The 18369-nt window shown below is 43.5% G+C and carries 15 protein-coding genes; 2 read left to right on the top strand and 13 right to left on the bottom strand.

Going from position 1 to position 18369, the window contains the following annotated elements:
• The first annotated feature begins 11 nt into the window (after nucleotides 1-11).
• Complete coding sequence (locus tag MgSA37_RS10720; RefSeq protein WP_096351833.1) at nucleotides 12-1286, top strand: PAS domain-containing sensor histidine kinase; 1275 nt, start codon at nucleotides 12-14, stop codon at nucleotides 1284-1286.
• A gap of 32 nt (nucleotides 1287-1318) precedes the next feature.
• On the opposite strand, the gene MgSA37_RS10715 is transcribed toward MgSA37_RS10720, so the two are convergent.
• The 6 genes from MgSA37_RS10715 to MgSA37_RS10690 all read right to left on the bottom strand — a co-directional run bounded on the left by MgSA37_RS10715 (nucleotide 1319) and on the right by MgSA37_RS10690 (nucleotide 8851).
• Complete coding sequence (locus MgSA37_RS10715; protein WP_262497478.1) at nucleotides 1319-2359, bottom strand: AraC family transcriptional regulator; 1041 nt, start codon at nucleotides 2357-2359, stop codon at nucleotides 1319-1321.
• Nucleotides 2360-2660: 301 nt separating this feature from the next.
• Complete coding sequence (locus tag MgSA37_RS10710) at nucleotides 2661-3194, bottom strand: PAS domain-containing protein (RefSeq protein ID WP_096351829.1); 534 nt, start codon at nucleotides 3192-3194, stop codon at nucleotides 2661-2663.
• Nucleotides 3195-3312: 118 nt separating this feature from the next.
• Complete coding sequence (locus tag MgSA37_RS10705) at nucleotides 3313-4368, bottom strand: glycoside hydrolase family 43 protein (RefSeq protein WP_096351828.1); 1056 nt, start codon at nucleotides 4366-4368, stop codon at nucleotides 3313-3315.
• A 20-nt stretch (nucleotides 4369-4388) separates the two neighbouring features.
• Complete coding sequence (locus MgSA37_RS10700; protein WP_096351826.1) at nucleotides 4389-6992, bottom strand: MGH1-like glycoside hydrolase domain-containing protein; 2604 nt, start codon at nucleotides 6990-6992, stop codon at nucleotides 4389-4391.
• Between the two features lie 460 nt (nucleotides 6993-7452).
• Entirely contained in the window at nucleotides 7453-8289 is an 837-nt protein-coding gene (locus MgSA37_RS10695) for a helix-turn-helix domain-containing protein (RefSeq protein ID WP_096351825.1), read from the bottom strand.
• A 106-nt stretch (nucleotides 8290-8395) separates the two neighbouring features.
• A complete protein-coding gene (locus tag MgSA37_RS10690; RefSeq protein ID WP_096351823.1) occupies nucleotides 8396-8851 on the bottom strand; it encodes a cupin domain-containing protein in 456 nt (151 codons plus the stop codon).
• A 453-nt stretch (nucleotides 8852-9304) separates the two neighbouring features.
• Here MgSA37_RS10690 and MgSA37_RS10685 point away from each other — a divergent pair, with 453 nt between their 5' ends.
• Nucleotides 9305-9622 (top strand): hypothetical protein, encoded by a 318-nt coding sequence (locus MgSA37_RS10685; protein ID WP_096351822.1) that lies wholly within the window; start codon nucleotides 9305-9307, stop codon nucleotides 9620-9622.
• 25 nt (nucleotides 9623-9647) lie between these two features.
• Here MgSA37_RS10685 and MgSA37_RS10680 read toward each other — a convergent pair whose 3' ends face one another.
• The 7 genes from MgSA37_RS10680 to MgSA37_RS10650 form a co-directional block, all read right to left on the bottom strand.
• Nucleotides 9648-12641 (bottom strand): glycoside hydrolase domain-containing protein, encoded by a 2994-nt coding sequence (locus MgSA37_RS10680; RefSeq protein ID WP_096357403.1) that lies wholly within the window; start codon nucleotides 12639-12641, stop codon nucleotides 9648-9650.
• 340 nt (nucleotides 12642-12981) lie between these two features.
• Complete coding sequence (locus MgSA37_RS10675; protein WP_096351820.1) at nucleotides 12982-13467, bottom strand: hypothetical protein; 486 nt, start codon at nucleotides 13465-13467, stop codon at nucleotides 12982-12984.
• A gap of 36 nt (nucleotides 13468-13503) precedes the next feature.
• Nucleotides 13504-15858 (bottom strand): Kelch repeat-containing protein, encoded by a 2355-nt coding sequence (locus MgSA37_RS10670; RefSeq protein ID WP_096351819.1) that lies wholly within the window; start codon nucleotides 15856-15858, stop codon nucleotides 13504-13506.
• 24 nt (nucleotides 15859-15882) lie between these two features.
• Nucleotides 15883-16242 carry a hypothetical protein gene (locus tag MgSA37_RS10665; RefSeq protein WP_157750527.1) on the bottom strand — a complete coding sequence of 120 codons (360 nt, stop codon included), beginning with the start codon at nucleotides 16240-16242 and terminating at the stop codon, nucleotides 15883-15885.
• A gap of 71 nt (nucleotides 16243-16313) precedes the next feature.
• The gene (locus MgSA37_RS10660; protein ID WP_096351816.1) at nucleotides 16314-17234 is read right to left on the bottom strand and encodes a hypothetical protein; all 921 of its coding nucleotides are present in this window, start codon (nucleotides 17232-17234) and stop codon (nucleotides 16314-16316) included.
• A gap of 19 nt (nucleotides 17235-17253) precedes the next feature.
• Nucleotides 17254-17601 carry a hypothetical protein gene (locus tag MgSA37_RS10655; RefSeq protein WP_096351814.1) on the bottom strand — a complete coding sequence of 116 codons (348 nt, stop codon included), beginning with the start codon at nucleotides 17599-17601 and terminating at the stop codon, nucleotides 17254-17256.
• Between the two features lie 8 nt (nucleotides 17602-17609).
• Entirely contained in the window at nucleotides 17610-18368 is a 759-nt protein-coding gene (locus MgSA37_RS10650; protein WP_096351813.1) for a hypothetical protein, read from the bottom strand.
• Between the last annotated feature and the right edge of the window lies 1 nt (nucleotide 18369).

Below are 18369 nucleotides of genomic sequence, written 5' to 3'. Positions count from 1 at the left end.
GAGATCAGGCGATGAGTAATTCCCGGTCAAACAAACATGATTTTTCGGAGCTGCGAAAAAAAGCGGAAGAAAAATTAAGGCAAAGCCCGGCAAAAACAGCTGCGGGCGAAATTGAGCATGAACTTAATGTGCATGAGATCGAACTCCGGATGCAAAACATGGAGCTGCTTGAAACGCAGGAAAAACTAAATGCAGCCCTTTTAGAATATTCCGAATTATTTGAACTATCACCGGTTGGTTATTTTATTTTAGACAAAAATGGCATTATAGAAAAAGTAAATGAAAGGGGCACCGTTCAGTTAGGGCTTGAAAAAGCCGGTTTGCTCGGAAAGCCCTTTTCTTCATTTCTTTATACTGAAATTGACCAGGATAATTTTTACCGGCACAAAAACCTCGCCATTGAAGAAGGAACGTTGCAACGATTGGAATGTGAAATAAAGAAAAAGGATGGTTCCGTTTTTTCTGCCTTCGTAAAGTCAAAGGTGATAAAGGGGGAAAAACTCGAATTCAAACATTTACTTTCAATAGTGACCGACATATCGGGAATAAAGGAACATGAACACCTGGTGGAGATGCAACTCATCAAATCGGAGGAACTGAATGCCATGAAGTCGCGTTTTATAAGTATGGCTTCCCACGAATTTCGTACACCATTGTCTGCTGTATTATCAAGCACTTCACTTATTGAGCAATATTTGCAAAATGGAGAGGCAGATAAAACAAAAAGGCATTTAACCAGGATAAAATCATCGATCAGAACATTGGTATCTATCCTTGATGAATTTCTCTCTATTGAAAAACTGGAAAGCGGCAAAGTGGAAATCCAAAGAAGTATTTTCGACCTTACCGAATTTTGTAATGACCTGATAGAGGAGGTACATGCCATCAGGAAAAAAGGCCAGGTAATTCATTATCATCATGCCGGGGACAACGAAGTAAACGAAGACCGGAATATAATACAGCATATATTGATTAACCTGCTTTCAAATGCCTGCAAATATTCGGGGGAAGAAAAGGAGATCAATCTATTCACCAATATAAGTGATCATAACATACTTTTAATAGTTAAAGATCATGGAATAGGTATCCCGGAGGCCGAACAGCAAAATGTTTTCTCCCGGTTCTTCCGTGCGCATAATACAGGTAATATGGAGGGGACCGGCCTGGGGCTTACTGTCGTTAAACGATATGTGGAGTTGTTAAACGGAACAATTAATTTTACCAGCCGGCAAAATGAAGGGACAACTTTTACGGTTGAGCTTCCGCGAAGTCAAATGCCATTTTAATTCTTTCAGCCGCAATGTTCATTGCTTAAATTTCAGGAACAAATAATCAGGCCGCCAATCCCGCTGTTTTCATTGATCCATGTACTCACATTCCATCGTACCTGCTTTAACGGATCCTGTTCAATCATTAAATAAACCGGGGTGTTGTGGTTTGAAATATCGTCCAGGCATTGCCAGAGCTTTTTTTTGTATTTTGTACTGATAGACGGAAAAATCTCGAATAAGCTTTTGTCTTTTATTTCAGTGGGTTGTAATTGGTTATCATCCAACCATTTTTCAGATGCAACCATAAACATTAATTCATTATCAAACATCGCTGCGGCTACCGGCAATTGAGCCACAAAAATGCGATAACTTTTGTTGTTTGCTTTTTCAGAAGCAGCATTTCTTGTCAGGCTATTTTTTTCGTTTAGATATTTTCGGAAACAAACAGAGAAATTGGATGGATTACTAAAATTGAGCAAAATCGCCATTTGTTTCTTGCTGGCCTTTTTTTCATTAATATATTTTTCGGCAAGTTCCATTTGTAGGTGCCGGTAATAGTCAAATATGGTTGTTCCGTAGTTTGCTTTAAAATCACGTTTAAGCTTCGATTCGGATATTAATATTTTTTTTGCAAGTTCGGGTATGCCCGGAAATTCAGTGGTTAGGTTTCCCTTCAAAAATGCCACTACTTCACCCAGCTGTTTATATCTGCCATCTAAATATTGCCTGCTGATTTCAACCCCGTTTAAATCAATAACGAACGACTGATTGTTTAACGAGGATACATCAACTATATGGGCATAAAATCCTTCTATTTCCCCGCTTGCATTATCCGGGGAATAGGTTACAATAGCACTCCTTACCTCCCGTAAACGGGTTTGAATGTCAATTTTAAAAACCTGCTCCCTGCCTTCCAGTATTTCTTTATTAAAGGCCCGGGTTTTTATCAGGTAATCTATTCCAAAAAGGTCGGCAAGATTTCTTTTATCGATGATGTCAATTGGTTTGGTTTTAAACCAATCTTCACAGGCGTTGTTTGCAAAACGGCAAATCAAATCTCTATCAAAATATAATATCATCGAATGCACGTTCTCAATTCGCTCGAGTCCGCGTATTGATTGTTCTGATATGATACTTTTTCTGTTCAATTCAATTTAAGATGAAGTATACCTAAAATAAATATAAACAAAGTTTAAAAAAATGACAGTTGTCATTAAAAACAAATAAATACAATGTTTAACAAAACCAGTGTACTGAAAAAACCAAACCATATATTTTTAAACACCATTTAATCAGAATTATTAAAATTCGGGATCAAAAAAAGACTATTCCGTACACAGCACTCTTTCAGGTTTCCGGGCGAATACCTGCTATCCTTTTTTGGAAAGTTTATGGAGTGTCGCTCACCATTAAAAGCAGATTTTTGAATTTCAAATGCTCATCCCTGGTTATTTTAGTTTTTATTACTGCAGTGAAAAAGCCACCCCCGAATTTCTTTATATCACATACCAGGCGGCCAGGGCGGCCGTCTTCCATTACCAGGTTCATGTGACGGTAAAAATTATCCTGATCAAACTCGCTGTTTAAAAATATTGAAAAATGGCGTTTTACCAACTGCAGCCTGTCTAAGCCCAGCTGCTCGCTGCCACGTTCGTTTACCTTTTGTATAATACCGTTTTTATCCAGTATAAAATACCCCACCGGCGATAGTTCAAACAATTCTTCATACTCGTTATGAGCGGCCGTCAGTTTCTCAAGCGTATCAAACAATGAAATGTTTTGCATTTTGAGTTCAACCTCGTAAACTGTCAGTTCATGCGCTAATTCGGGCAAGGTTAGTTCTTGATTCTCTTTATCTTTGCTCTTTTCTATGCCCTTACGCAGTTTTTCCAAATCTGATTTTGCAGGCTCGCCTTTTCTCATGGCATCATGTTTAAAACTATAATATTACTAATTTTATTTGCAGTAAACTTAATTAAAGTTACTTACTGCTGCCTAACATACCCCAAAATTCCGGCGTGCGGGTACTGTAGTTAAAATTTTACCTGGCCTCAACCGGCGCCGGTGCCGCAATCCCGGTTTTCAGGGGAATACCAAAATCAGGCGTACCGTCGCGGCGCCAGGTAAATTGCTGCATGCGCGGCGAGCGCTGGCCATCGCAGCCGCAGCCCGGTTTGGGGTTGGCATGGTAAAGGATCCAATCCTGCTTCCCATCGGGCGATTTAAAGAATGAATTATGCCCGGGAGCGTACACGCCATTGGCTTCGCTTTGCATAAAAACCGGCCTGGCAAATTTTCGCCATGAGTTTGGGTCAAGCAGGTTGGCATCTACCGTTGCGGTGAGCATTCCCAGTGAATAATAGTCCGTCCAGCAACCGCTGGCCGAATATACCAGGAACAATTTGTCGCCATGCTGAAGTATTTCGGGGCCTTCGTTTACGTTTACATGCGGCGGATTGGAGGCTTTGCCCAGGTCGCCGTGTTGTTCCCAGTCAAATTCGGGCCTCGAAATCCGCACGCGTTTGCTCCCAACCGTATATGGATCTTTAAGCGCGGCAATATAGATGTCCTGTTCACCATTTTGGTCACTCTCCCAGCCCGACCAGATCATATAAAGCCGGCCTTTGTTTTCAAATACCGATACATCTATGGCCCATTTATTGGTGTCGTCCGTAACCTGGCCTTTAAAAACCCAGTGGCCCGTTGTTGGGTCCGGGGCCGTATTTTCAATCACATAAATCCGGTGGTGGTTATTGTCGCCATCGTCGGCAGCAAAATACATATACCATTTACCCTGCAAATAATGTAATTCCGGCGCCCATAGCTCATTTGAATATGCGGTACCGGCTGGCGGCACCCATACCACTGTTGCCTTAGCCTTGTCAAGGTCGGCCATATTGCGGGTTTTCCAGATCGTTAAATTCCTGCCTGTACTATTGGTGTAATAGTAGCAGCCATCTTTATAGATCACCCAGGGATCGGCTCCAGCCGGCAAAAGGGGATTAGTATATGTTTTAATTTGATGTACCTGTGCCAAAGCAGCATTTGCGATGATTAACAGGAAAACCAACCCGGCCAGGCATTTTTTTACTTTCATATCAATTTACTTTCATCCCCCTACCCCTCATCCATTTCCAGCAACAAATTTGCGATCAAGGCTGTCCAGCCGGTTTGGTGCGAGGCGCCCAGGCCCTGGCCGGTATCGCCATTAAAGAATTCATAAAATAAATGATGTTCTTTAAAATGTTCGTCTGTCCATTGTTCCTGCGTGGCGGAGTGGTATTGGTAGGCCCCCTCCTCATTTTTCTCAAAAATAGTTAGTAACCTCTTGGTCAGTTCATTGGCTATTTGTTTCAACGTTAATTTATTACCCGACCGAACCGGGAATTCATAGGTATAGCTATCCCCATAATATTCGTAATATTTCCGCAGCGAATTGATGATCAAATAATTAATGGGCAGCCATATGGGCCCGCGCCAGTTGGAATTACCGCCAAACATGGAGCTTGAGCTTTCACCTGGCTCATACTGGATGCTGTATTCGCTTCCTTTATAACCGAAAACGAAGGGCTTGTCGTGGTAACATTTGGATAAGGAACGGATGCCATAATCTGATAAAAATTCATCTTCGTCCAAAAGCCTTTTCAGCAAATGCTCCAGCCGGTCGCCCACCATAATGGCGAAGAGGTAGTTGCCGTCTTTGTTTTTCTTTTCAATGTCTGATATTACTTTGGTTAAATCGGGCCTGGTACTCCTGATGCTGCCCAGCCTGGCGTTAAACTCGTTCAGCTTTTTAAACAGATCGACATTCATAATTTCAACCGCCAGCAATGGGATAATGCCGACCAGAGAACGAACTTTCAATCGCTCGCTGGCGCCATCTTCAAATTGGATGGCATCGTAATAAAAGGCATCTTCTTCGTCCCATAAAGACATTTCTCTTTTGCCGACATGGTGCATGGCCCAGCCTATATTTAAAAAGTGGCGGAAAAATTTGGCGGCCGATTCTTCATAGGCCAGGTTGTGCTGCGCCAGCTCCAGCGAAATGCGCAGCATATTGATGGCATACATGGCCATCCAGCTGGTAGCATCGGCCTGCTGCAGCTTTTTAATGCCCGGGGGCATATAATTTCGGTCGAATACGCCAATATTATCCAGCCCCAGGAAACCGCCTTCAAAAATATCGGTACCATTGGCGTCTTTTTGGTTTACCCACCAGGTAAAGTTCATCAGCAGTTTTTGAAAGGACCTTTCCAGGAAGTCCCAGTCGGACACACCCGTTTTCTTTTTATCAGCTTCATATACATACCAAACGCTCCAGGCATGCACGGGAGGGTTTACATCGCTGAAATTCCATTCATACGCCGGGATCTGCCCGTTGGGATGCATATAATATTCACGCAGAATTACCAGCAATTGCTGCTTGGCAAATTCCGGGTCGATGTGCACGAAGGTGGCGGCATGGAAAGCCAGGTCCCAGGCGGCAAACCATGGATATTCCCACTTATCAGGCATGGAGATGATATTGCGGCAGGTTAAGTGCTGCCAGTCATAATTCCGCTGAAAGTTGCGTGGTAATTGCTTTTCATGCGGTTCGCCAAAAAGCCATTTGTAAACGTCGAAGTAATAAAACTGCTTGCCCCATAATAATCCGCTCAGTGTACTCCGCAACAAGCCTTTTTGCTTTTTCGACAAAGTAGCGGGGGTAAGCTTTTTGTAGTAACTATCCGTTTCGGCGAGGCGAGCTTGAAAAACGCCGTCAAAATCCGCCCATGGGTCTTCCATCTCCTCAGCACAAAGCCTTACCTTAAATATTTTGGATGCTCCCGGCGCTACTTCTCCCTTTAACCATACTGCAGCTTTTGTGCCTTTTTTTGCCGGGTTGATGGTTTTTTGCCGGTCAACTACGTAGTTATTAATGCCGTCTTTCACAAAAGGCGTTACATTCGGTTTATGAAAAATGCGTTCGCTATTGGTTTCATTTTCACAAAAAAGTTGTTCCCCATCTTCATGGTAAAAATAATAAGTTCCATTCCGGCTTGAATCGGTCTGCAAACAATGGCCTGATAGCGACGTAATTTCAGGACTGGTATAGCGGGGGTTATGCCGCCAGAAATTACGGAACCATAAGTGCGGCAGTACATGAATACTTGCCGCTTCGGGTCCGCGGTTGTGGACCGTAATTTTCATCAAAATGTCCCTTGGCCCTGCTTTTGCATACTCCACAAAGCAGTCAAAATAGCGGCTATCGTTAAAAACGTCAGTATCCAGCAGCTCAAATTCAGGGCTTAAACGGTCCGTTTGGTTTTTTTGCAGCAACTCCATATAGGGGAACGCTGCGTGCGGATATTTGTATAGAAATTTACAATAAGCATGCGTTGGTGAAGAATCAAGGTGAAAATAGAGTTCTTTTACATCTTCGCCATGATTGCCTTCCTGGTTGGTTAAGCCGAAAAGCCTTTCTTTTAAAATAGTATCCTTACCATTCCAGAATACCGGCGCCAGGCACAATACCTGTTCAATGTCACAAAAACCGGCAATGCCGTCCTCGCCCCATCGGTAAGCGTAACTTCGGGCAAGGTCGTGGTTGATATAGCTCCATGTATTTCCTGAAGGGCTGTAATCTTCCCTAACGGTTCCCCACTGGCGTTCAGAAAGGTAGGGGCCCCAAACTTTCCATTTCCTTTCACTATGCGGTTTGGAAAGTCGCGTATATTCCATAATCGTTATTCCTTATTAATTTAAACATCCTTGCCTGGTTGAAGCCTCAATATAGTTAAAATCTATTTCATCAGCAAGCGCAGCTTCAAGTATACTATAAATAGTGTTTAAACATATAAAAAGTTCAGCTACTGTTGTAGTAAAAAATAGCGACAGCTACCGCCGTAGCAATATATTGCATTCATTTTTAAAAACTAAACAATCTGTAATAGTATGCAATGGATAACAGATGCGGGGTTAAAATATTTCAAACCCTTTTAACAACAAGATTTATAATTAGTCCGATCAAAGAAGCGGAAGCCGGTGCGGATTTTATATCTATGGCATTTTTTGAATCGCCCCGGATAGCGCCGGAGATGGCTTAAAGGACTGAAGACCAGGGGAACATAAATAACACCGAAGCCATAAAACGAGGAGCATTAACCATCATATCCGGGATTAAATTGTCATGGCGCCATTATCAGGTTTCCCTGATGCCAAAAGTTCTTTCCGGCCCTTTGGCTGTTGCCGTTTCAAACGCGGTGGGGTTCAAACATGTAAATTCCTTAAAATCTTTTGCCAAATGCTGGTAGTCATAATAACCCAACTCAATGGCAATGCTAAACCAGTCCCTTTCCGGGTGGGCATTTTTAATCTTCATGGCGTTTTCAAACCTTGCTATACGTCCGTATAATTTCGGACTGATACCTTCCCTTTCTAAAAACTGCCTGTAAAATTGCCTTTGGCTCAGGCAAGCCTGGTCAGCGAGCCAATCCAATGAGGCGGTATTTGGATTTTTTAACAAATAACGGCTTACCTTATCAATCGGAAGGGCCCGCTTTTTTGAACGTGCAACCAGGTAATTTAAAAAGCGCTCCACAATCCCGATCATTTGCTCATAATGAGCAGTGTTGGCCAGTTGTTCATTCACAATGCCGATCTCCGAAGAAAAAACAGCTTCTGCATCTATTAATGTATTAGTCAGTTCATGCGAAGGGATGCCTGTGAGCCTGAACAAAGCCCCGGGCTGGAATACTACCTGGAATATGAAAAAATCACGGCCAACATGCCGGTTTGTTGCAATTATATGTTGGCTGTTAATTCTTGATCTTGGCGTTTCAATCAGGTTGCCATTAAAACCATACTCCACCTTTTCAGGATCCCGCGGTGTAAACGACAGACAATTCTCGGCCCGCGGCCAGTAGGCCTTTACCGGCAGATCAGTCATACTGGCAGGAAAACAGCAGCCAACGATCTGGTAGATCCTGACATATTCACCCAAAACGGGGCTGGGAAGTCGGTAATCGTAAACGGGCATTGGGGAACGTTTTATTTTACAGATAATGGCGGACCCACAATTTTCATATCGTGGTCTTCAAATATTTTAACGGCATCTGCCGAAGTAGCATCTTTTTTTAAAGCACTTAAAGCTCGGAAAAAATCCTCCATTTTTCCGGAGGGTGTGAAAAAAATAAATATTTGCCTTTTTCGCTCAACTGGGCAGGGGCATGAGGCGTATTGCGCGGTATAAAGACGGTATCTCCTTGTTTTAAATGAAATTGCCGGTCGCCTAACTGAAAAAGATGTTCACCTTCGAGAATGTAGAATACCTCGTCCTGTAAAGGATGTATGTGCAGCGGCGGGCCGCCTTTTGCAAATCCGGTATATTCGCTGATGGTTAAAGCCCCGCCGGTATCTTTGCCGGAAACTTTAATATCAACAGGGCTATTGCCAATGAGCATGGTATGTTCATTAAAACGGTTTTTACCTTTTTTCAACACAAAACCCACTTTAGCTGCCGTATAACCAAAGAGACTTTTTGCCGATGTTGCTAAAATACCTGCAACTGTGGCTGTAGTTAAAAATTTTCTGCGTTGCATAAAAATAAGTTTTAATATTTTCTTTTAACAAAGATGGTAATCAGCCAAATAGCTTTGCTGGTATAATATGGACATAATTAAACCTACAGTGTTTTGCAGGTTCTGATGCTAACTTTTAGCTATAAATATAAAGGCCCCGGTAAGGCCTGTATGCGCAAAATGGCCATTTTAAATTGATCTGCAGTGGCCAATTAATTGGGGTGGGCATTACATGGCTGGTATAGTGATACAGCTGTTGGCCGGAAAATTGCGCGACAGCCGTGGCGGGCAAATTACATCAGGCACAACAGATTTAAAATTGGGCCAGGCAAATAGGTGTCGAAATTTTCCACGCCGGTCAAAAAAATTACTGCATACGGGCCTTTGTATTCTCCATTATTTTTATTTAATTTTAATATACGCTTAGCGCTTTTACATCCTTTACGACTTTGATAATTTTAAATAAAAATAGATATGAGTCAGGTTAGCGAAATAAAATGTCCTGTTTGCGGAAAGTGGAGCAAATGGACTGGCAAAATTGATGAAACATGCCCATATTGCCAAGCACACCTTGATCCCGGGCGCTTCCGGTATGCGGAAGACAAAAGGATCAATACCGAGACGAACTTAAAAAACAGTTACCTGGTGATAAGTGAGACGGACGACCCCGTTGTGCAAATGGGAAAGCAATTTGTAAACTGGCTGAGGTGGACCACATTTTACGGAGTATCGGTAGTCTTTTTTATCATCGCTATCTTACTCATACTGTTTGGCCTGATTTTCCTGATATAACGACCATTTTTTGTGGCGGAAGATCCTATTTGATGATCAACAACCATCCCCTGCCCTTTTCAACATGAATTTTTTCGTTCAGCCCGAACGTTTTTCCGGGCTGAAAGTTTTTGATTTCGGGTGCGGTGATTGTCGCTTCGGACGGGTTAATGCCTAATTTTTCCCAGTCGATATTTAATACAATATCTGTATCACTTTCTGCCCAGCTGGCTATGGATACCAGGGCCCTGCCCTGTTTTTTGTAAACAGTGGCCAACACCTTATCATTGTCACTCTTTACAGGGTTAGCATCTACCCAGTAGCCGATCATCTGGCTGCCCTTCATCCCGAAATCGTCCCAAACTTTCCATATCGGCCGGGGGTCAGCATTATCGCTCCATGGGATGCGGTTGGTCATACCATACACCATACCCCGCCATGGGTTGCCCCCGCCCTGCAGCATCTCGCCCATCAGGCCAAAAGGAATGCCGCTCACCTCGGTAAGGAAAAAATCAGGGGAGTTTTTTTCGTAATCAAAATATTCGCCAAACCATAAGCGGTTCAAATATGGAAAATGCTCCATATACAAATTGGCGCTGTTATTAAACCCATCGTTTTTATTGTACTGGTTGGCTGAATGCAGGTCGATGATCCCGGGATGCCCATCAGCGGTAAGTACCCGTTTGATGCGTTTCATGGTAACCCTGTCAAAAGCGACATCGTCCAGGTAGATTCCATCTATCCCCACATTTTGGGTTAGCCAGTTCATGCCTTCAACGTAATAATTATGCCAGCGGTTCATCCCGCTGTTGATGATCGCGGCATCTTTGATCTCAGGGACAAACCATGCCGCAATATAATCATCACCCAGGTGTTCCTGCAGCCAGCTAAAGCCGCCCCCTTTACCGGGCGAATAAATTTCGTGGCCCAGGCTTCGCAGCGCGAAGGTTTCATAGGCGTGGTTGGAGAGCTCGCGGATGGTATTGTAAATTTTCACCTTTAAGCCTTCCGCATGCGCAGAATCATCATAGGCTTTCATCTTTTTCCATGCGATAAACGGGTAATTAATATAGGGGTTTATCGCCGTGGCATGGTGGATATTAATTACAGATGCGCCTATTTCTTTAATGGTATCGATAGGTTTATAGGCGTGATAAAACCGCGTGGCCCACTGAAAATCGGTATTGACCGGGTGGAAGGGTGTGATGAGTAAATTGAAATTATAATATAATTCTTCGCCCTTGATCAATTTTCTTTCGCCGCTGTAATTGTCGGCTAAAACAGCCTTTCCTGCGCCGGAAACTTTAATGCCGCCCTTGTTATCATTGCCCCATGAGGATGGCAGCAGCAAAGGTTTCTGCAGGTAAAAGTTTGTATTTAAGGGGCGAACATATTTTTCATCGCGAAGCGAATATTGAAGGCCGGCATTTACATTGCCTATCCAGGCGCCATCCTGGTTTTTATGGGCAACATCCCATTTCCAGTCAAAATTTTCAGGGCGATAGCCGCCTTTCTGGCCCAAACCCATCATATATTTAGCAACGTCCTTTGTAAAAGGGATGTGCATGGTAATATCCTTTAAATCAACATCCTGCAGGGCTTTTACTTTTACCGTATAGGCTATAAAGCCGTCAAATTCCATTGATGCGGATACTTCCATTTGCAGGGTATCATTGCCGCTGCTGGCTTTCCATTGTACAGTACCCGGTTCGGTTCTGGTAAATTTTATGCCCTGGTTTTTTAGAGTCATATTTTTACCGTCCGCCATTTTGGTAAAATGGAAATGAATGGCCTCTGTTAACAGATCATTGGGCAGCTTTGAATAGCCCGTCATCTCCGGCGTAAAAAACGTTTGTATTTGTTTGGGGAAACCATCATTATTGAGCTCCACTTTTCTTCCCAGCAAACTGATGCTATGGTCGCTAACCACAAGCGGCGTGTAGGGCGCTATGACGGTATTTTGCTGCGCCATGGTGGAGTTGAGCCACTTCAAGCGGGTCATTTTCCAGGGTTCATTTACGCCGCCGTCAGCCAATGCGATATTATTTACAGTGATAGATAACCTGATCTCTTTAGCCGGCCCATCTTTAGGGGTTAAGATGGCCTTGCCGGTATAGGTCGCAGCGACAGCATTTTTAGGCACATCAATACCGCACCACATCGCTTGTATTTTACCGGCCGCTACATTTACTGTTTTTGTGAGGAGGTTTGCATCATAAGCCACTCCGTTGGTATTCATACAAAAAAGATTTTGAGCTTTAATAACCTGCCCGGCTGCCGACTTCAGATCGCTGAATTTAATTTTAACATCGTCAAGGTTTTGCAGCGCATAAATACCCAACTGAAATGCAAAATTCTCTCCTTTTGCTACCTCTCCCGTAAAATTATCCTGCGGCCCGCGGTCTATCCACCGTTCAGGCAAATCGTTTTCCATCCTGATCGAATTCAACCTGTCTTCAGGAAAAACAAGGAATTTATCAGCTTTGTGCGTTTTAACCAGGCGGTTGGTTTCATCTTTGGTGGCGATAACCTCCATCGGGTAAAAACTATTAAATGCATCTATGGATTGAAATTCCCTTACCGTAGCGGATGGCAGCTCATTGCCTGCATCAAGCACCCTTTTTAACCAATCGGCTGAAGCAATATTTTCAGGCTTCAAATAAACGCCTTTTGGATAATTGGAACGCCCTTCATTTTTATAGGGCAGATAGTACACGTAATATACGCCTTTCCCCGAAACAGGCTCAAAATAAATTTCGCCGTACTCCCGGTTTAACGTGCCGGTTTTTGTATTAACCACTTTTTGGTGTGTGGCGCCATCTTCAACAATGATGCGTTTATTTTGCGGATCGTTATCCCGCCGCCTCCAATTAATTACCGCTTTCGCAATTTTACCTGTTCCATTAAATTCAAGCACAACCCGGTGATTCCCCAATGAATCCGGAAGCCAGCAATTAGGGCAATTGGTATAAGGTACTTGTTGTGAATAGGCAGCAAATCCGGCTAAAAGAAAAACGAAGGACAACAGTTTAATTTTCATCTGCATTAATTTATGAATACCCGCACAGCGCCTTAATTATCTCACATTTAATATGATATAACTGCGCGCAAAAATAGGTGCACTACTTTTTTTGCCGGCAACATCGTTTGCGTTGCCGGCTTTTAAAGGTATTATAAAATTTTAGGAATCGATTTTTCGATTTGAAATTATTACCCGGTAAACGGTTTATCGGGTACGCGATACCTTTACCATTTATTTTTCATTTGATGACGAGTAAAGAAAATCGGGCAGCAAACGTTCCGTTTCCCTTTTCGGAAAGTATTGGAGATACCGGCAGGAAAATCCGGCGAACTGGTTAGGTTGATTTAAGTATTACTTTTTACGGGTAAAGTTTTCTAATGGCGCAGCCAACTTCGCCATAGTTATAAATAATAGTAAAATTATTAGTCACCAGCCAGTCGTGCGCCTGCTGTGTAAAATAAATCCCCAATACTCCTGTTTGGCAGGTTTGAAACTGAACTTTTAATTTAGGTTGTGCAAGCTTTGCAATATCAGCCCCTACCCCTGCTATAAAATCATTCTGGCTTAAAAATGTTTGGCATTTAATTTCAATGGCAATTTTATCAGTAACAAGCGGTGCATTTTCATTAAAGAGCATATCAACCCTTTGATACACGTCTTTATAGATCTGCACCTCCCTTAAAATATCATAAGTACTGTCTTTGGCTAAAACATAGGCCGCAAAATCTGCCTGAACCCACAACTCCCATCCGCCTTTTAGCGGAAAATAATATTTAAATGTGGGGCCTCTTTCATTGCACCAATCTATCAGGTAAGATGCGTAATGATCATAAGTTAGTACCATGGCTATTTTTATTTAATTTTATTTAATTTTTTTTGATTATTTATTCATCAGCTCACCGCCCATTGGATAAAAAACTACGATAGAAATTGACGCGTTATCCGGGAAAACCACATTGGGAGGGGTATTGGCATACCCGGTTATATTGCATCGGAAATTCGCCGGAACATCACTTTGAAGCCCGACCATAAAGTTACCCTGGTTACTCACGGTTATATCTACCGCGCAAATCAATGGATTGGTACCGGGCTTGTCAGCATAAAAACCAACTTTGCTGTTCAGCGGAATATTTTTGCATACGATAGCAAACTGAAGCCGCGCTGGTTCATTACCCGAATCAAAATCATCAACAATTCTTTTTTGTGTTGGGGTATCTAATGTGACAGGAGGATTATATGACCATATATTTTGATTGAGGGCGCTGCCCTGCGAACCGCCGACAAGCCAAAGGGCTTCCTGGTAGTCAAGTAAAAATGGCGAAACATTGCTTGCGGGCTGGCTTAAGGGATTAAGATAGCATCCGGTTCCATTCAAAGTAAAAAGATCATAAAAACTCGCGTTATTATTTGTCCCGTAGCCAAAATAGAGCCCTGATATATTGATACTTGCTTTTGCGTCGGTCCGCGCCGCCCAGGCAGGCGTTCCCATTTTATTCCAGGTTTTTCCGTCAGAAGAGCTATAGGTCTCGTTTACATTACCATTTGAAGTGGTTCCGCCAACAGCAAAAGCTGTAGGGCCGGGCGCTGCAATAGCCATACCGCTTCTCCCTGTTGAAAAAGCGTTGTTTGACTCAAGTGTCCAGTTTGTTCCATCGGCAGTACTCCACAAATCGTTAAAAAAATTTCCGCCATTATCTGCCCCGCCAACAATATACATTTTGCCGGTACCCGGCATTGTATAACAGCCAAAATCTTTTCGCGCCGGCCAGTGTGCCGCATTCGATTCCGGTATCCAGGTTATTCCATCTGCACTGCTCCATACGTCATTTAAACAACTCGACTGCTTCTCGCCACCCATCAGCCACATTTTGTCATTAAACACGCATACTGCGCAACCTTTTCGGTCCTGCCATGGTGCAAGGGCGGCTGAGGGTGTCCAGCTTTGGCCATCCCACGAATTATAGGTACGGCCCGACTGTGTAAAAAGCCACATCCTGATCTTAAAATTTAACACACCGATTGTAGGTGAATTAAAGGGCGCCGAAGATGAAAATTGATACCACCCCAGCGGCATTGGCAGCACGTTGACCACACTTACCTCCAGGTTGGAGCTATTTTGGGCGAAAAGCGAATATGATGTTGCAGCCGTAGGCGTTACCCACCAGGAACCGCTTTTTAAATTATCTTTGGGTATATTTATACTGCCGGGTTGTATGTACGCGCTGGTGGCAGATTCTATTTCCCAGCGAAGCTCAACTGCATCGCCAACCTGCACGCCATAGCCGGGGTTGGCATTAAATGATTTTATGCGTACTGAGTTTATTTTTACCGCCTGCGCAGCATTGGTTGATTGATGGCCCTGGTTGGTTGCATATAATATAAAAGTAGTGTCGGCCGTTACCGGAACCTGCCTTGAGCCCTTGAGGGGAAGGTTTTGAAAGTCCCCGGGAATGATGGACACATCACTTGCATATTGCACCTCCCAGCTTAAGGTAACCAAATCGCCCGCATTCACATTCAAAGGGTCGGCAATAAAGCTTACAATTTTAGGTGGCGGAATCTGCACGGTGACCTGTTTTGATACATTCGGACCTTCGCCTAAAGCTGTTAGCGTAAAAGTTGTAGTTAAGTCAGGGTGAACGATCACCGAATCATTTACTTTTATGTCGGGAAAATCTCCCGGTGCTAAGGTTACTTTTGCGGCGCCGATAGTCGACCATGACAATTGACTGGGGTCGCCAGACGAAATATCTGTTGGAACAGCCGTGAAGGTTACGATATCCAGGTCGCTTTTTATTTTAATAATTTGTTTGTTGATTGAAGGATATTCTCCCCCACCATCATCTTCGGCAATCGGAATCACTACGGTACCAGCCGCTTGATTTACGATGATATTTTTAAGCTGAAAGGTTATGCTTTTCCCTGCTTTAATACCGGTAACCGGCGGCACCGGTTTAGCGGTAAACAAACCGTCATCCACCGTTACAAAATCCCATTGGGCTGGTTGCAATGATACCGGTATAATCGATGCTGGATCAGCCGTAACCGCATCGGGGTTTTTGACATCAGAAGAAACCGGCAAAAGCAATTGGAAACCATTTATATCAATGTCCCCTTCAGTATTGTTGCTCACCCCAATAGTAAGAAGCGCTACTGATGGATTTTTTGAATCCCTGGTATAATATATACTTGTGGGGGTTATCGTGTAATCAAGTTTGGGTTTATCCTCGTTCATGGGTGATTTTTAAAAAAATAGATTTTAGTTTTGGACCACAAATGCTGCCTGCAATTGAATTGAGGCCCCCACCGGAGGGGGCTGGTTAAAAATTGCATAAAATGTTATTGTTGCGCTATAATCTGCAGGCACGTCCGAAACCATGCCGGTAATAAATGACGGGTAGATACTCACAATGGTGGGCAGTAAATTAATAGGAGGATGGGGGCCCGGCTTGTCGCTGCTAAAGCCTACTGTCGTTCCAAGAGGAATTTCATGGCAAATAAGTGAAAACTGTACAAGCCCTCCCGTAGAGCCCTGCTCATAGGGCATAGCATGTTCAATTCTGGTATCTGTTCCCGCTAATGAGTGACTTTGACTATGTGTAATTTTTAGCTGATTCATATTTTGTAAAATCGAGATTTGAAAATATTGAAAATGCAGGCAGCAGATTTATCTGCCGCCTGCAAAAAAAATTAATTTGCTGTAGTAACCGATGCAACCGTAACAGGTTTCTGCGGAGACTCCCCGGTAAGATAATAGGCCTTTAAAGTGACCGTACTACCGGCTGCCGGCGCATTATCACAATAAAAGTAAAAAGTGATATTGCTTTCATACCCGGCAGGCACATCAGAATCAATACTGAAGTGAGCCTTTGTTTCAACAACCTTAGTTTTATCCAAAAATATCGGGGGTACCGGGCCTTCCTCTTTTTCGGCTTTAAAACTCACGTAAGTTCCTATGGGTATACCATTCCATCCGATGTCAAAAGTCATGGTTCTTGCCACATCACCCTGTTTATAGTTAAAGGTAGTTTGCCAGCGTAATTTTGGTATTGGCGGCGGTGGCGGTGTTTTAATGGTCACTTTTGTCCACCCAACATTTACGTTATCGGCAACAAAAGCTTCAAAGTCAGTAACGCCGCTAAAATCAGGCACTGTTCCGGCAGGCACAACAATCCCTATCAGGCTGTAAGTAACGCCTGTCGGCGGGTTGGGCACTGTCCATACAAATGGCTCGGCGCCAACCAATATATCATCCTTATTTTGCCCCAAAACTGAGACAAAATTTTTACCCGAACTTGTTTTCAGCTTGTTATTAGCCCAGGATGCCGGCATATCCAGTTCCGCATCCAGCGCGTAATAAACATACATATCACCTTTTTGAACCCCCCTAACCAGGTCCTTGCCGCGGATATAAATATAATTTACCTCTGTTGCCTTCAAATCGGCGTTCACGTTATCATCGTAGTTGTCCAGAAAGAAACTTACCGGATCCTCAACTTTGGTGGTGCCATAGGGAATAACATCAGGCGAATCGGAAAGATCGCCCGTCCGCGGTACTTCTCCGCCCTCATCAAGGGATGTACGGATTAATATTTTATCGTATGGTTTCATTTTCTTTGGTTTTTATTAGTCAGATCGTTTTCCAATCATAATTATTCTGTCCTACCACAATTTTCCTGTCAGCAGCCTGCATCTTATTGCCGGGTTTAAATAAATCCGTAAGCTGCTCCAGGTATTGTTCGTGATGCGGCTCAAGCCTGTTTTTACCCGCAGCCAGCAGCTGCCGCCAAATCATTGCGTAGGCTTCATCCGGGCTTGGCATACCAAGCTCCTGCCGTGTCATTCCATACGCATACAATTCACTTTCACCACTAACCGTATAGGTAGCCTGGATGGTTACTTTGGCGTCGGGCAGGGAGGTTACCCCGGAGGGGGCCACCAGGTTAAAATAAATATCACTTTCGTAATTTGCGGGCACCTGGCATTCTATCCCCGTATTAAAACTGGGATAAGTGGAAACTTTTGTTTCCTTAAGCTGAATTGGGGAACCGGCCCCGCCTTACCCGCCGAAAAAGACACCACAGTATCAATTGGTACATTCACGCATTTAATGGTAAACTCCATTGTACCCGCTTCTGTGCCCTGCTGATAAAATAGTTTTTCGCCGGTTAACGTAAGTGTTTTTGAATTGATAACAGTTACATTCCGCCATGCTACGCCGCCGCTTTTTGCAACCCAACCAGCTAAATCACTTATCTGCAAGGTATTAGGTATTGAATTATCATAACCCGGGGATGGTACGCTGGCAATCATACAGTAATGATCGTTGTCGATATTGTCAGGAACCCAGATCAGCGGTTCGCTGATCACTCCTATACCGCCGTTTGCCGGCACTTTTAATGAAACAGGCTGCCTTGAACCTGTTTGGGTTAGTTCATTCCATTTATTAGGGTACGAAAGCAGGGAAGCCTTTGTCCAGTAAAGCCGCGGGCGGTTATCGCCGCTATCGTCAATATCCTGTGCCGCATAGTTTTTACCACGTAAATAAATGTAGTTGGTTTTATTGGCTTCCAGCAACTTACCTACATCCTGCTCATAGGTATCCTTGAAATATTTTTGCGGGTCATCCGGATTAAAAATCCCGTAGGGAATAATGTCGGGCGAATTGCTCTGCGCCCCCGGCCGCGGAATTGTGTTTAGCTGGTTCAGTGAAGAACGCATAAAAATACCATTGTAAGTTGCCATA

Origin of the sequence: Mucilaginibacter gotjawali, assembly GCF_002355435.1 — a bacterium.
Classification (GTDB): domain Bacteria; phylum Bacteroidota; class Bacteroidia; order Sphingobacteriales; family Sphingobacteriaceae; genus Mucilaginibacter; species Mucilaginibacter gotjawali.
This window is presented reverse-complemented; position numbering and strand designations above follow the sequence as displayed.